Annotated in this window: 14 protein-coding genes; 4 read left to right on the top strand and 10 right to left on the bottom strand. The window is 62.0% G+C overall.

From position 1 onward, the window contains the following. Positions 1–89: 89 nt before the first annotated feature. Both CXQ88_RS14625 and CXQ88_RS14620 read left to right on the top strand, forming a co-directional pair. Positions 90–668 carry a TetR/AcrR family transcriptional regulator gene (locus CXQ88_RS14625; RefSeq protein ID WP_104044880.1) on the top strand — a complete coding sequence of 193 codons (579 nt, stop codon included), beginning with the start codon at positions 90–92 and terminating at the stop codon, positions 666–668. Positions 669–853: 185 nt separating this feature from the next. After that, positions 854–1669 (top strand): MBL fold metallo-hydrolase, encoded by an 816-nt coding sequence (locus CXQ88_RS14620; RefSeq protein ID WP_104044879.1) that lies wholly within the window; start codon positions 854–856, stop codon positions 1667–1669. A gap of 6 nt (positions 1670–1675) precedes the next feature. On the opposite strand, the gene CXQ88_RS14615 is transcribed toward CXQ88_RS14620, so the two are convergent. The 5 genes from CXQ88_RS14615 to CXQ88_RS14595 all read right to left on the bottom strand — a co-directional run bounded on the left by CXQ88_RS14615 (position 1676) and on the right by CXQ88_RS14595 (position 7373). Next, positions 1676–1969, bottom strand: a complete 294-nt coding sequence (locus CXQ88_RS14615) for a hypothetical protein (protein WP_104044878.1) — start codon at positions 1967–1969, stop codon at positions 1676–1678. A 107-nt stretch (positions 1970–2076) separates the two neighbouring features. Then, positions 2077–2970, bottom strand: a complete 894-nt coding sequence (locus tag CXQ88_RS14610) for a LamG domain-containing protein (protein ID WP_104044877.1) — start codon at positions 2968–2970, stop codon at positions 2077–2079. A gap of 9 nt (positions 2971–2979) precedes the next feature. Further along, the gene (locus tag CXQ88_RS14605; protein ID WP_258061903.1) at positions 2980–4497 is read right to left on the bottom strand and encodes a polysaccharide deacetylase family protein; all 1518 of its coding nucleotides are present in this window, start codon (positions 4495–4497) and stop codon (positions 2980–2982) included. 83 nt (positions 4498–4580) lie between these two features. Then, positions 4581–5978 (bottom strand): glycosyltransferase family 2 protein, encoded by a 1398-nt coding sequence (locus CXQ88_RS14600; RefSeq protein WP_104044875.1) that lies wholly within the window; start codon positions 5976–5978, stop codon positions 4581–4583. Further along, positions 5979–7373 carry a nucleotide sugar dehydrogenase gene (locus CXQ88_RS14595; protein WP_104044874.1) on the bottom strand — a complete coding sequence of 465 codons (1395 nt, stop codon included), beginning with the start codon at positions 7371–7373 and terminating at the stop codon, positions 5979–5981. 451 nt (positions 7374–7824) lie between these two features. Here CXQ88_RS14595 and CXQ88_RS14590 point away from each other — a divergent pair, with 451 nt between their 5' ends. Then, positions 7825–8643 (top strand): SGNH/GDSL hydrolase family protein, encoded by an 819-nt coding sequence (locus tag CXQ88_RS14590; RefSeq protein ID WP_258061890.1) that lies wholly within the window; start codon positions 7825–7827, stop codon positions 8641–8643. 207 nt (positions 8644–8850) lie between these two features. Here the strand turns inward: CXQ88_RS14590 and CXQ88_RS22390 are convergent, their stop codons facing one another. The 4 genes from CXQ88_RS22390 to CXQ88_RS21860 all read right to left on the bottom strand — a co-directional run bounded on the left by CXQ88_RS22390 (position 8851) and on the right by CXQ88_RS21860 (position 11910). Next, a complete protein-coding gene (locus tag CXQ88_RS22390) occupies positions 8851–9051 on the bottom strand; it encodes an iron chaperone (RefSeq protein WP_258061889.1) in 201 nt (66 codons plus the stop codon). A 580-nt stretch (positions 9052–9631) separates the two neighbouring features. Continuing rightward, the gene (locus CXQ88_RS21865; protein WP_104044873.1) at positions 9632–10501 is read right to left on the bottom strand and encodes a CAP domain-containing protein; all 870 of its coding nucleotides are present in this window, start codon (positions 10499–10501) and stop codon (positions 9632–9634) included. 110 nt (positions 10502–10611) lie between these two features. Beyond that, positions 10612–11436 (bottom strand): spherulation-specific family 4 protein, encoded by an 825-nt coding sequence (locus tag CXQ88_RS14575; protein ID WP_104044872.1) that lies wholly within the window; start codon positions 11434–11436, stop codon positions 10612–10614. Between the two features lie 312 nt (positions 11437–11748). Continuing rightward, positions 11749–11910: a hypothetical protein gene (locus tag CXQ88_RS21860; protein ID WP_181037536.1), complete on the bottom strand. Its 162-nt coding sequence runs from the start codon at positions 11908–11910 to the stop codon at positions 11749–11751. A 593-nt stretch (positions 11911–12503) separates the two neighbouring features. Between CXQ88_RS21860 and CXQ88_RS14570 the strand changes: the two genes are divergently transcribed. Next, positions 12504–12995 (top strand): Hpt domain-containing protein, encoded by a 492-nt coding sequence (locus tag CXQ88_RS14570; RefSeq protein ID WP_104044871.1) that lies wholly within the window; start codon positions 12504–12506, stop codon positions 12993–12995. Here the strand turns inward: CXQ88_RS14570 and CXQ88_RS14565 are convergent. Continuing rightward, positions 12907–13605, bottom strand: a complete 699-nt coding sequence (locus tag CXQ88_RS14565) for an alpha/beta fold hydrolase (RefSeq protein ID WP_258061888.1) — start codon at positions 13603–13605, stop codon at positions 12907–12909. The two genes, CXQ88_RS14570 and CXQ88_RS14565, sit on opposite strands and share 89 nt — an antisense overlap. Positions 13606–13617: the final 12 nt, after the last annotated feature.

Genomic DNA, 13617 nt, shown 5'->3' with positions numbered 1-13617 from the left:
CTTTCAGGTGCATCGAATGATCTTGACACTGACTAGATTACTCAGGAGCGCAAACTTGTCAATGGCTAGATCGACGCTAGGCTTGGGCTATGAGCACGCCTGCCACTTACCATCACAAGAACCTCCCGAGCACGATCATCAGTGCTGCCCTTGACGTCATTGCCGAGTCCGGCCCGTCGGCGCTGAGCCTGCGTGACCTCGCCCGGCGCGCAGGTGTCTCCCATGCCGCCCCCGCCCACCACTTCGGGGACAAGGCAGGTCTGCTGACCGCCGTCGCGGTTCAGGGCTTCGGGCTCCTGGCAGACGCGCTGGCTGAGGCACAGCAGCAAACGGGCGACTTCCTGGAGGTGGGCGTGGCCTATGTCGGCTTCGCCGTGGGGCACCCGGCCCATTTCGCCGTTATGTTCCGGCCGGAGCTGTACCGGGCAGATGACCCGGAGTTGATCGCTGCGAAGGCGCTCGCGGGCGAGTCCCTTCGCCGGGGGGTGGCCCCGTTCGCGGCCACGGAACCAGGTCCGGCGTCGCAAGACGCGGCACTGGCGGCGTGGTCCCTGGTGCACGGCTTCGCCACGCTTTGGCTCAGCGGCAACCTGCCTGCCGGACTGCCGGCCGATCCGCGGGAGGCTGCACGGCACGTGGCCTCAGTTCTGTTTGCCGGGCGAGGGTAGCGGCGGAATGCCTCGCTGCCCGCCTGGGAGGATGCCGTCATAGGTAAGGCGTACGACGGCGGTGCGTGCCGCCGTCGTCCGCTGGGAAGCTATTCTCCGAGTGTTTTCCGGCAACTCCAAGAAGTGCTGGGTAGAATCGACGGCTAGACGAACGAACACTGCTTTGCCGGAGGTACGGAGAAACAATGTCGGAATGGCTCGAAGTCGGCGCGAACAACTATGTGCTGGTAACCGAAGGATCGCTTCTGAACACCGGACTGATCGTGGGATCCGAGCGGGCCATGGTGATCGACACCGGCTGCGGGCCCCGGCAGGGGCGGGAGATCCTGGACGCGGTGCGGGGGAAGACCCAGCTGCCGCTCGTGGTTGTTAACACGCACGCCCATTACGACCACTTCTTTGGCAACGCCGAGTTCGCGGCGGCGGGCGTCACCGAGTTCTGGGCGCACCAGAACTGCGCTACGGAGATCAATGAACGCGGGGACCTCCAGCGCCGCTTCGTGGGGACGCTGGAGCCGGAGATGTCTGTTGGCGAGGGCCAGGACGTGGAACTCGTGGTCCCTAACGCCATCGTGAAGGACCAGCCTGTGCTGGTGGATCTTGGCGGGCTGACTGCCACCCTGTTTTACCTGGGCCGCGGCCACACCGACGGCGACCTGCTGGTGGGCACCCCCACTACTCTTTACGTCGGTGACCTCGTAGAGCAGGGCGCCCACCCGTCCTTCGAGGACTCGTACCCGGAGGAGTGGGCGGACGCGCTCCGGCACATCTCAGCCCTCCGCCACCGCTACGAGTTCCTGATCCCGGGGCATGGGAAGCCGTGCAGCGACCAGTTCGTCAAGACCATGGCAAACACCATGACCACCGCGGTACGCCAGGCCCGCGGGTCCATCCGCGACACCCCGAACGATGCCACCAAGGCCATCCCGGTTCTGCCCTACGGGCCGGAGCAGTCGCGCTGGTTCATCAAGCGGCTCCAGGAGACCCGCCGGGAACACTAGGCGTACCTACAATTCACGGTTCGCGGCGGTCATGCCGTCAGCGGCCAACAAGGCATCCAGCTGGGCGGCCTGATGTGCCTGAAAAGCCCTGTCCGCGTTGGCGTTCGTGCTGGCGAGTATCGGTATGTCGAGGCTGGCATTGCATCCCCTGCAGCGGATCTCGTCTGTCCACACCCAGCTGTATGCCGGGTGCCTTTCCCGTACGCGTTGCATCGCTGTGGTGATTGCCGCGGTCTTGGCCGCAAAATGCGCTGCGTCCTCGTTGCTGAGGCTGCTGCCAATTTCGATGTCGATGCTCATCGTGCCTCTTCCGTCGTCCCCGATGGTGGAGTTGACAGTAATCGGTCTTGTGCACCGAAGGAACGACCGGAAGGTCACGGTTGCTTAACCCTTCGGCGGCACCGCCACTAGCGGCCGAGGGATGCTCCCTCTGTGTACCCTTGCCCTGTCATCAACTGGTAATGACGAAGGATCTGCGGTTGCGGGAGTTCGTAGTTATAGACGGCCACGTTGCCCACGGCCCCTTCGAAGTAAGACGCGAAGTCACTCGTTCCGATGCGCAGGGGCGCATGCCCCGGTTCGGCGGCCACCCGGTTGCCGTCGATGCTCAGATCGTCCTGGTCCCGCAACACCCCGTCCTTGTAAATGCTTGTGTAGCCATGCGGATATTCATCACTGGACGCGGTCCTGTTGATGACGAGGACATAGTGAATCCATTTCCCCGGCGTGACTGGGTCCTGGAAGTAGGATCCGGCACCCAGTCCGCCGGGCAAGTTGAAGTGGTAACCCGAGATCCGGTTTTCCCTTTCTTCGGCGTTGCCGGCCGAGTATATCCGGGCCGCATACTCGTATTGCTCGCCGCCGGCTTTACCCAGCCAGTGGACGTATCCTGTGCTTTCCTCATTCCGGAAGGCAAGCGTGTCAGGGCGAATCCAGCCTTCGATGGTCAATTCACCAGTGGTCGCGGGCCGAAGGTCTTCGGCATCAGGTACCTCCAGATACTGTTCACCCGTAAAAGTGGCAGCGGCCGAGCCATTGGGGAGTGTGCTGTTGTCGCCCAGCGAACTGCCATACCGGCCGTTATGCCCGGACCCAGTTTTGTCCGGTTCGGTGCCCGATGGGCCATGGGCCATGGGCCAGTAGGCAACCGGCCGGTCTGCGAGGACCGCCGCGTCGTAGGCGTCCCCTTGCCCTTGAACAGATTCTGTAGCATCCGTGCCCCCGCATCCACACAACGCAAACACGCCCAGGGCGCTCAGGAACGCGGCTGCCACCCTCAATGTCATGTGTCCCAGCACCATCCCTGGCTCCTAGCGCACCGACAGCTCGAGTACCCGAGGAACGGGGCTTTCCGCCGTTTGCCGGTAGCCCGTTAGCTGTATGCCACCAGCCGGCACGTAGGTTCCGCTGCGAACCAGCGGGGTAGAGCTGACTTGTCGCCCGTCGATTTTGACAGTGACACTTCCAAAATCGACAGCGACTTCTGCCTGGTGGCTGCCGGCGACCGGCAGTTTCCCCTGGGCGAGCACCCGGACTTCGGTCCCCTTCAACTGGGAGATCGTGTAGCTGTCCGCTGATACCGAGATGTCTACCTGCTGGGGATCTTTGGTCAGCACGGTCAAACCGGTTGCCGTACCCTCCCCGGCCCTTCCGAACCCACCAAGAACGGCATCCACGGTGTAGCGATTCCAAAGCCCCGTCTTGAGCGGGGCAAAGAGACGACCGACGTAACCAAGGGGTCCCGGGTCGATTACGGCGCCGCCGCTGTCGTCCATGGTCAACCGGACGTGGTCTTCGGTGTAGGTGGTCCACTGGTTAGCTATGGACAGGGGCTGGACGCCGGCCGGGCTAATGGGGCTGACCGCCAAAATGCGTTCGGCAAAAGTTTCGATCGAAACGTCGGACGTCATGTCCATGCGGTCCACGTTGCCAACCGCGAGCTCCGATGGCCTGGTGGCAACAGCCGCACGGGGCGTGTCAAGCATGGCGGCCTTGAACAGCGACTGGACGGCTTCACCCAAAACCCCTTCTACGCCCGCAACCTCGGTGTGCGCTGAAAAGGGATAGGCAAAGAACTGTGGCTCCGGAAAGCCGTGCGTGACAAGCTGCTTCTTGGACTCCAGGAGGTCTTCCGATACGCGCGTCCGGAACTCGCTTGGCGTTTCCACCCGGTTTGCTTCGGGGAGGTACTGGAGGTTGGTCAGGAACGGCCCGGTGTGGCCCGCCGCGTCCGTTGGTATCTCGATGTGTCCCAAATGGGTATGTGCTTGAATGTCCCAGCGTCCGCTGGCATGCATGCGCGTGAGCTCAGACCACGTTGCATAATACGGGTTCCGGGTTCCGACAAACCCGGTGATGACGTATGCCACAGCACGCTGGTTGTTGCGGGCCAGGATCGGGTCGGCGTATTGCCAAATGCCGTGTGCTCCATCGTCGAAGGTGATCTGAACAGAGTGCGGGGGCAGCGGCTTGCCATCGAGCCAGTCGCTTAGTTGACCAGCCGACAGTGTCTGCCACCCGGCGTCGGCCAACAGCTGCATCTGCGATGCGAAGGCCTCCGGCGTGACTGTATATTCACTGCTGTTATAGCCGATGTCGTGGTACGTCAGGACGATTGGTCCCGCTTGTGGGCTTGTAGAGGCGGCCTTGAGCTGGGCAACCAGATCCGTGTCGGAGGGCGGCGCTGAAATATTCGTGAACTGCTCGAAGACCCTGTCGGTGTAGTCGCTGAGTTCAGCCTGGCGGTCAGTCGCTGCCGTCCACTGCCAAGCCGCCGGACCCACAACGTATCCAACAACGACGGCAACCAGGGCAAAGCTAATAAACATTGACACCACGCGGTGCCATAGGTCGCGGCCCTTCGATGAGTTCCGAGGAGAGCCGTCCGGCTTCGGGGTCAAAACGCGGTTGCTCATCTGGTGCCCCACTTCGAGTCACGAATGGTTAGGAGGGCGTAAGGCAGTTGTGCCACGAGAACTGTGACGTAGAACAGTGAAAATAAGATGCCCTTATACCACTCCGGTTCCATCGTTTTCAGTCGGTAATACAGGCCGTAGAAGAGGGCGACAGCAGCAACTCCGCCCAGGTACCAGAACGGTGCAGATCCCAGAAAGTGCGGCGAGACGAAAAATGCCCTGAATACAACCTGGGGGGCGACGAATGGCAGCAGCACGCCGAGATAGAAGAAGATGGCCATCAGGGGCGGCTTTCGCCACATTATCCTGACTGCCCGGGTTGACTCGCGCAGCCAGCTCTTTTTCCAACGGAGCTGCTGGCGTAAGAACTTGGACAGCCGGTCCGGCACTGCAGTTTGTGCCTTGGCATCCGGAGCAAAGAGTATCCGCCAGTTCGGAAGCAGGAAGTTGGTGAGGCTGCGGTCATCTCCATATGTGCTCGGCTGACCCAGAAATTGCTGCCCCACCCAGGCTGCGGTGATAGGTTCGATGGCGCTACGCCGGTACCCGGAGAAACAACCCGAACAGCAGGTGACCGACCCGAAAAGCGCCTCCGCCGACTTATAGACGTTGAAGGCGATGTAGTACTGCATCGCCTGCATACGGGTTAGCAGGTTGGTTGTCTTGTTGCTCACATCGGTGTGTCCGCAGACGGCGCCGACCGTGGAGTCCTCGAAGTAGCGGACAAGCGACCGTACAGCGCCGGGTTCGATGATGGAATCCGAGTCGATAAAGACCAAAATGTCCGCGTCCCGCGCGGCCTGCATCCCCGCCGCCATGACATGGCGCTTCCCGCGATTCACCTCAGCCGCAACCACCAAAAGGCCAGGGAATTCGGCTTCCACTTCGCGGATCCTATCGAGCGTCATATCCGTGGAGCAGTCGTCGACCACCACCACCTGAATTAGATGGCTGGGATAGTCCGCCGCGAGGCAGGACCGGAGCGTGGCAGCAATTGCGTCCTGTTCGTTGTAGGCCGGCACAATGATCGCAACGGATGGCAGGTATGTTGCCACCCCAGCGCTGAAGCTTGGGCGGTAGCGCCATGCCAAGCCGAACCTGCCAAAGATGAAAATCAGTACAACTATGCTGTACGTCGCCCAAAAGGGCGAGTCTTCGAAGTTGTTTACGGTCAGGGCCTTGAGTGTGCAGATCACGACGACGATGGCTGTCAGCGCAAGGTATAAAACACCTCGTTCGAGCCGCAGGCGCGGGAGGGGCGCCCTTTTGGCTTCCCGGCCACGCCGGAAAGCCGCCCGCGGCCTCCTTGGTACCGCAGGTGCGAGATCTTCAACGCCATGCCCCGCCGGTACCAGCGCCTGGGCAGAACGCGGAGCCACCGATTGCCGACTCATCTAGAGCCGGCTTACGTTGGCGTGCTCGGGCAGCCGGTAAGTAGTGTCGAGTACGGCTGGCGCATCCGCCAGCCAATCTACATCCATTACAGAATGCCTTGTGTGCAGTATCACTAGGTCTGCATTCCAGGTTTCCGGGGCGGTAATCGACTTCAGCTGCCCTCCGTTGCCATCAGGGGCACTGGGGCACCAGGGATCGTAATAAGCAACTTCCGCTCCGTCCGCAATCATCGCTGCAATAATTTCCAGCGCCGGCGATTCCCTGAGGTCTTCGACGTCCGGTTTGTAGGCCACTCCAAGAACGAGCACACGCGATCCCGAGACACCGTGGTTTCGATCTGACAGTATCCGCCGGGCCCGTTCCACAACTTTGAGCGGACGGCCGGCAAGACCAGTCATCGCATGCTCCACCAGCGGTGCTCCGACTCGCGCCTTACGCAGTTGCCACAACAGATAGTGGGGATCGCAGGGTATGCAGTGCCCACCGGCACCCGGGCCGGGTGTGAAGGGCATGAATCCGTATGGCTTCGTGGACGCAGCATCTATGACATCGATCACCGACAAGCCGAGTTCGCGGCATATGTCCGCGAATTCATTGGCTAATGCGATGTTTACTGCACGAAAGGTATTTTCAACCAGTTTCGTCATTTCTGCCACCTCCGGGGAGGGGACGCCGTGAACACTCTGGGCGCTTAACCCCAGCAGTTCCGCTCCCTTTTTTCCGCAAAGAGGAGTGGTCCCGCCTACAACCCTTGGGACGTCCTCATGCGAGAATGCGTCTACACCAGGATTTATTCGTTCAGGCGAGAAAGCGACAAACACGTCTTGCCCGGGAATCAGACCCTTCGCAGCAAGCGGAAGTGCAAGAAGGTCGCGGGTTGAACCGACGTATGTGGTCGACGTCAACATCAAAAGCTGCCCGGGAACAGCATGTTGCACCACTGAGGCGCAGGCGGCCCTCAGAATGCCTAGGTCTGGAACCATGTACGCATCCACAGGTGTGGGCACGCACACAATGACGGCCGCCGCTTCTGCCAACAAGGAGAGGTTGGCGCTCATCGTGAAATCGGGACTGCGCAGGGCATTCACCATGCGCGCCTTGTCAGATGGCAGTAAGTCAGCTTGCTGGCAACGGATCACCTCCAACCGTTCCTCAGAGACATCCAGCCCTAGCACCCTTCGCCCTGCCGCGTTGAGGGCCAGGGCCGTCGGCAAGCCGACATACCCGAGACCAAGGATGGCAACGTCAAAGGAGAAGGCGGGTTCCGTCAACTTCTGTGCAACGACGGCCGTTTCGGTAATCTCCGGCGCCATGGGGGATGGCGGGTTACCCGCCGCACAATGAATGTCGGTAGTCGAATTTGGGCGCACAACATTATCGGTTCTCGATGTCATATTTTGTCCCCTGGACTGCAAATGCGTCCGATAGTTGAATGACTGGCGACGGGCTAAATGGCAGTTCGCTCTAGTTTGCCCCTGGTCACCTAAGCCGACCACGGTCAACGTACTCGTGGCACGAGTAATTACTACTCGAACCAAGTACCGCCGGACTACCGTTACTACTCGGTAAAGAGAAAAGTGACTACCTGTTCGATGATGTTTTCGGCCTCTGTCAGGTGTCATGAAACGGGTAATAAGTTTTGTTGTCCATTACCCTGGCGCACCAATTTCCCCTAAGTTTCCTGCTTTTTCTTGACCAGCGGGGCCACAACCCTGCACATGGAAGATCAATCCTGAGGGGCATCTTTCCCGGGGAAGGGTCGACGAGCATGCCATCCGCTATGCCATCCGCGCTGCAAGTCGAGCCGGTAGGATGTGCCGGTGACAAGATTCGGCGGGACTTAGCGTGGCCAAGCATGAGTGGATCAAGTACGCAGCACTTTTTGTGCTGGCAGTGGCCGCCTTCGGGGTGGCAGCCATCGCCTTGATGGGTCCGCGCGGCGCCGTCGAATCCGTCCCTGTGCCGGCAAGTTCCCCGGCGGTGACACCCACGGCTACTGCGTCTCCGACCCCCACAGCCACACCGACACCCACGCCAACGGCTACTGCAACCGCCCGACAGCCCGGAATTGAGCTGCCGGCCGAGCCCGTCCTCCTTATTGTCGGTGATTCGTACACTGCCGGTGTTGGTGCAGATCAGCCGGACCAAGGGTGGGCGAACCTCGTTGCCGGGCAGCTCGGATACCCCACCAACATTGATGGCGTGCCAGGAACCGGGTTCGCCTGGGGCGGTGGGGAGCAGGACGAGCTGGGCAGGGAGTACGAAGTCCGGTTGCGGGAGATTGCTGCTAACCCGGCCTTCGTGCCGAACGTCCTTTTTCTTCAAGGCGGACAAAACGATGCCCTAATCCCCAACTCCGATGAAGTTGAAGCTGCCACGGCTCAGACCATCGAGGCGGCCCGCAGATTCTGGCCGGGCGTCCAGGTGGTGGTGCTTGGGCCATCGGCGCCCCAGCCCGTCGCCGAGGAACTGCGGGGCGCGAACAGCGCTGTCCGCGCTGGTGCCGCAGCTGCCAACGCTCCATTTGTTAACGCCCTCGAGGCTGGCTGGTTTACGAGTGCCAACAGTCCGGACTTCAACTTCGACGGCGTCCACCCAAACACCGCCGGCCAAGCCTACATTGCTGAGAAGTTCCTGGAGTCCTGGGCCCGCCTGACCCAATGAGGACTGGCCGGTTTCTCACCAACAATGCTGTGCGCCGGGGCGGCTGACTCAAACCCTGCCTGACGGCAGCTGCTGTAGCCGCCAGGCGATTATCTCGCGGATGAGCTCGGTGGGGAGCGGGGCATCATGTCGCAGCTGGATAGCGTGCTCGGTGGTTCCATATGCGGCCAGCTCAGTCGAGAAATGCGCGATCGCGTCCGAAGTCGGTTAGAACCCGATATGGCGCTTTGTTCCGGTGAAGAAGAACAACGGCTCGGTGCCAAGTTTGAAGGTGGGCATACGCCAGCTGATGGATTCCACCGCTTCATCGGGTACGGCCGATTTGATCAGTTCGTACACGGTCAGCAGCCGATCCCGTACATCACCGTCGTACCTGTCGATGTACTCGATGATCGAACTCGCTGTCATGGTGGTCTCCCTTTTCGCCGACGTCATGTGGGCGACGATCGCATCTTGAGCGGTGGTGCAGGCCCGATCATACCCACGCCAAGTAACTCCGATACTAAAAGACAAGTACCGCTGTACGCGGGTGAACGGGTTTGAAGTTGGCTAGGGTGAAGCATGGCACAGGTTATAGCGCGGAAGCACGGGCGCCGAAGACAGCCTCAACAAGCCACGCGGGGCGTGCAGAAGTTCGCCCTGTTTGGTGTCGTCCTTTTGGTTGGTGTAGCCACCGTGGCCTACGCCCTGATGCGCTAGCCAAGCCGATGCATGTAACGCTCCCATCCGCCGACGGCCAGAACTCGGACTGCCCTCATCAATTCGTGGGACGCTGCGACGCCTGCAGCTCACGGGATGGCGGACCGGCTGGACTTGCCAACAGCCCCGCGCTGGGCCGCAACGACGCAGACGTGCACGAGCTCTAGCGGGGCGACCGGGTCGCCGCTGACCTTCGGGTGCTGCTGCGCGCGACATTCGCTGCCTGCCTCGTGAGGCGCATCCCTGAAGACAAGGAACGACGGCGGTCACCCGCCGTCGTTCCTTTTGCTTACTTCCCGTAGGTGGCGAAGTTTTGGGTGGCGACCCACTGCGCCCCGTACGGGGAACCGGCGGAAAGCCGGGCCGAACCGAAGCCGAAGTCAGTCAGGTTGGCGTTGAGCATGTTGGCGTTATGGCCGGGGGACGCCTTCCACGCGGCAAAGAGCGCATCGGCGTCGGCGTTCACGGCGATGTTCTCCGCGGTACGGGTCCAGCCGGACGGGATCTGGGCGCTCGCGTCCGGGTTGTGCCGGAAACCATCGCGGCCTTTGGCGTTGATGTCCCTCATCATGGTGGTTGACCAGTTCTGTGCCACGGTTTCGAGCCCGGTGTTGTAGCGCAGGGCAGCGCGGCCGTTGGTTAACCGGTATTGATTGATGAGCTCGAAGGACCGCAGGGCCACGGCGTTGGACGGCGTGCCGCTGGCGGCGGGGGCCGGCGCCGCGGGAGCGGGAACCGGCGCAGCGGGTTCGGGAGCCGGAACCGCGGGGACTGCCGGCGCAGGAGCCGACGCAGCGGGAGCTGCCTTGGCGGGAACCTGCACGGGAGCGGGCTTCGCGGGAGCTGGGACCTTGGCCGGGGCTGGCTTCGCGGGAGCGGGAACCTGTGAGGGAGCCGGCTTCGCCTGAGCGGGAACCTTGGCCTGGGCCGGCTTTACGGGAACAGCAGCGGGAGACGTCGTCGTCGGAGCGGCAGCAGGAGCGGACGTTGACGGAGCCGGTGCGGGCGTCCGGCTCACCGCAGTTGCGGAAGTCTTCGCAGAAGCCGCGGACTGGGCGTTGGCGGTGATCCAGTTCCACCAGCCGAGTGGCCAGGAAGCGGCGCCGGCGGGAGCGGAAACGCCGACGAGCAGCCCGCCGGCCACAGCGAGGGTGAGCATGGGGGCAAGGATATGTCTCGTGTCTTTTAGCACCCGAAGAACAGTACCTACGTCAACGCCACACCGCACATTGAGTGAGGTTGCTCACCGCAGTCCTCCGCCTGCATCTCCTACTTCGTGGCTGCGTCCAGCTGGCCCGACCAGTATCGAGGGAGGCGGTCGTACGGATTCGGGGCTACGTCGTCGGTCACGTAGACCTTGTCGGCTCCGTGCTGGCGGGCGCGGTCCACCACGCCACTAAGCTGGTCCAGCGGGGCGCCAATGACAATGTGCCACACCTCGGTGTTTGTCTCCGCCTGAAGCCAGCCCTGCGGGGTCCGCGTGGCGAAGTAATTATTAGCTGAATCCTCGAACGTCACTATGGCATCGGCGTACTCGAAGTAGCCACGGTCGGGGATGAGCCCCGGGTTGAGCACCACCATGCCGCCGGCTTCGTGGACCGTGGCGGAGTAGTCGGCATAGGTGCCCACCTCCTCTGGAACGGATGCTGCTTCGTCCATGAAAATGTTGTCGACGCCGTACCACTCACGCCAGCGGTCGATTTCAGAGTAAACCGTCTTGGGGTCACGTTCGCCCCAGCCTGTAGACACATAGCCCAGGACCCTGACACCGGCATCGCGCAGGGTCCCGATCAGCTGGACGTACGGTTCGTGCACCACCGCCCCGGGTCCGCTGTCGGCGTTGACGATGACATCGCGGACCTGCGGAGCGGCTTCAATGACAGACTGCCAGTATCCCGAGTCACTCGGATCGACGTAGCCGGGGACGGCGATGCTCAGATCGTCCACCTCTACGGTGGGGACAGGTGGTGGTGGAACAGGGCCCTCCGCCCCGCATCCGGCCACCAGGCAGAGCAGGGCAGAGGCCAAAAGGGCGACAGTCGATCGCCATGCCGTGAGCCGTACGTTCCCGGCGGCAGTGCTGGTGTTGGGCATCTTCGCAGTCCAATCGTCTCGTCTGCGGCCAGATAGCGAGCAGCATAACGCCGCCACCCTGAGAAAACCCTATGAAGCTAATCTCTTGCGGTTCCTAAAATTTTCTTCGCAGAACCCCTTTACGAGCCCGGGGCCAATTTACTAAAGTCTGTTCTTGTCATAGTCCGGATGGGCGCTAGGGGGCGTCCGGGAAGGGGGAGTGCATCACCGCTGACCTATATCAGAAGACAATTGACCACTACGTAGAAAGCCCCTCCTAGGAGGGGCTTTCCCTTGTCCGGGCTGATTTTCCGCCTGGGGTTCTGCAGGTTGTTAGCTGTTGCCGGTGTGCACGATGCTTTCGCGGTCTTCTTCGCGTGCGGGGGCGTCAGCGAGGCCGGCGGGCGTGAGGTCAAGGTCCTCAAGGCTGGCCAGGTGCATGTGCCCGCCATTGAGAGTGGTTTTGGACCCGGTGGTGTTGTTGATGAAAGTCATGTCCTGGGTATTCCTTTGCTCTGTCCTGGGTTCGAATGATAGCCCGGGTAGGGCTGCGACGTGATCCGCGGTGGTGTCCACAACGCGTGAAAAGCGGCACTGCGAACAGCGGACGGCGACGGCGAGTGTCCCGCTTTGCCTGCCTCTGACGGCCGGGAATTCAGCGACGAGGTGCAGGTCCGTATCGCAGCTTGCGCACCACGGGCGTTTCCCGCGGGGCTGGTGAACGTCCCAGGGGACGTAGGTGTCCGTTAACGACGTCAATATGCTCAGACCAGGGCCGGGTAGCTGGTCAGGATGTAATCCGCAGCCGCCGGGCCCGTCATGCGCAGTTGGTGCCCCGGAGCTACGAGCTTTGCCATAGCGTCCCAAAAGACGTGATCGCGCCATTTGCGGCTCTTCTCAACAGGGTGCAATAATCCGCCGTTGGGCTACAGCAGCCATGCTCGATGCCCTGCACGCGGACACCAAGCGAACCACAAGCCTATCAGGGCCTTCCATTTCTTCAGGACCAAAAAAGACCTTGGACCCGCTAGGAAACCTCAAGGTGCGGCCGCAGGGTTCCCCCAGTATCCACTCCGTACCGTCCAAGCATGACCACTACTACCACTCCACTGCACAAGGCCAGTAGCCCCCACCCGGGCGGAACGTCGGCCTGGATAAGCTCCCCAGGAACCCCCCAGCCCCTCCTGGACCACGTAGTGCTGGAGAGGCTCCGCGAGGACCTCAGTGAATACGACGTCTGGAGGGTGTTTGTCCAGAACTTCATCACGGCCCTGCCCCTGAGAATCGAAAAGCTGCGCGTGGCATTGACTACCGGTGATGCCGCCGGCGCCATGGATGCGGTCCTCAGCCTCAAGACCGCCAGCCAGATGGTGGGCGCCGAACGCCTTGCCGCCCTGGCCGCTGACCTTGAGGCAGCCCAGCGTGAAGGTACCCGGGTATCTGATCCGGCTGTTGCCCTGCCCCGGCTCGCCGTGGACTACCTGCATCGGATCAAGCAACGTGCCGGACAGACGTCCTACGCCCTCCGGAAGCACCTGGACACAGCCCGGCGACCACGGACCATTGACAGCCAGCCCTAGCTCCGCTCACGTACCCGCGCGAGCCACTCAACAAAGACGCATGCGACAAGATCCGCGTCAGGCCCGGCTCGTCAACAAGTTCCACCGACGGAGCCACACGCTCGTGGAACCGGCGCAGGGTTTCGGCGGTCTGCACCACGAAGTAGTCGCGGTAGGTCGCCTCGAGATCGGGGTCCAGTCCGGCGGGCAGATCGGCCGAAGAGACAAGGACTTCATGGTTCGGGACATCGAGCGTGTGCGCACCGACCGGACAGATCAGCGCCAGCCCTGCGGCTTGTTCGGGTTTCAGGCCTGCAATCGCACGGGCCAGGTACCCGCCATAGGAGTGGCCGATGACAAGAAACGGTTCACCACCCATAGTGCTGTCGATGAACCGGAGCAGCAGGTCCAGGACGTCGTCGTTGCTCGTGATCGTTTCCGGCGCCGGGGTGCGGCCCATCCCGGGCAGGTCCGGGTACAGGCGCCGAAAACCGGGGACGTCTCCGAAGACCGGTTCAAGGGCGCCGGCGATCTCTCGATGATCCACACCTGCGCCATGCAGAGCGAGAACAGGCATGCCGCTGCCGTGCTCCGCGTAGTGCACAGGCACCTCACCGAGCGTGATCTCCATGCAGGTATTCTC

This window comes from Arthrobacter sp. ZGTC412, from assembly GCF_002929215.1.
GTDB lineage: Bacteria > Actinomycetota > Actinomycetes > Actinomycetales > Micrococcaceae > Arthrobacter.
Note: the sequence above shows the minus strand (reverse complement) of the source record. Positions and strands in the feature narration are given on the sequence as shown.

Excerpts from the sequence above, each read along its gene's own strand:
- CXQ88_RS14595 (WP_104044874.1), bottom strand. The coding sequence starts at position 7,373 with ATGACATCGAGAACCGATAATGTTGTGCGCCCAAATTCGACTACCGAC.
- CXQ88_RS14600 (WP_104044875.1), bottom strand. The coding sequence starts at position 5,978 with ATGAGTCGGCAATCGGTGGCTCCGCGTTCTGCCCAGGCGCTGGTACCG.
- CXQ88_RS14570 (WP_104044871.1), top strand. The coding sequence starts at position 12,504 with ATGACCACTACTACCACTCCACTGCACAAGGCCAGTAGCCCCCACCCG.
- CXQ88_RS14625 (WP_104044880.1), top strand. The coding sequence starts at position 90 with ATGAGCACGCCTGCCACTTACCATCACAAGAACCTCCCGAGCACGATC.
- CXQ88_RS14565 (WP_258061888.1), bottom strand. The coding sequence starts at position 13,605 with ATGGAGATCACGCTCGGTGAGGTGCCTGTGCACTACGCGGAGCACGGC.
- CXQ88_RS14575 (WP_104044872.1), bottom strand. The coding sequence starts at position 11,436 with ATGCCCAACACCAGCACTGCCGCCGGGAACGTACGGCTCACGGCATGG.
- CXQ88_RS22390 (WP_258061889.1), bottom strand. The coding sequence starts at position 9,051 with ATGACAGCGAGTTCGATCATCGAGTACATCGACAGGTACGACGGTGAT.
- CXQ88_RS14605 (WP_258061903.1), bottom strand. The coding sequence starts at position 4,497 with ATGTTTATTAGCTTTGCCCTGGTTGCCGTCGTTGTTGGATACGTTGTG.
- CXQ88_RS21860 (WP_181037536.1), bottom strand. The coding sequence starts at position 11,910 with ATGACTTTCATCAACAACACCACCGGGTCCAAAACCACTCTCAATGGC.
- CXQ88_RS14615 (WP_104044878.1), bottom strand. The coding sequence starts at position 1,969 with ATGAGCATCGACATCGAAATTGGCAGCAGCCTCAGCAACGAGGACGCA.
- CXQ88_RS14610 (WP_104044877.1), bottom strand. The coding sequence starts at position 2,970 with ATGGTGCTGGGACACATGACATTGAGGGTGGCAGCCGCGTTCCTGAGC.
- CXQ88_RS21865 (WP_104044873.1), bottom strand. The coding sequence starts at position 10,501 with ATGCTCACCCTCGCTGTGGCCGGCGGGCTGCTCGTCGGCGTTTCCGCT.
- CXQ88_RS14620 (WP_104044879.1), top strand. The coding sequence starts at position 854 with ATGTCGGAATGGCTCGAAGTCGGCGCGAACAACTATGTGCTGGTAACC.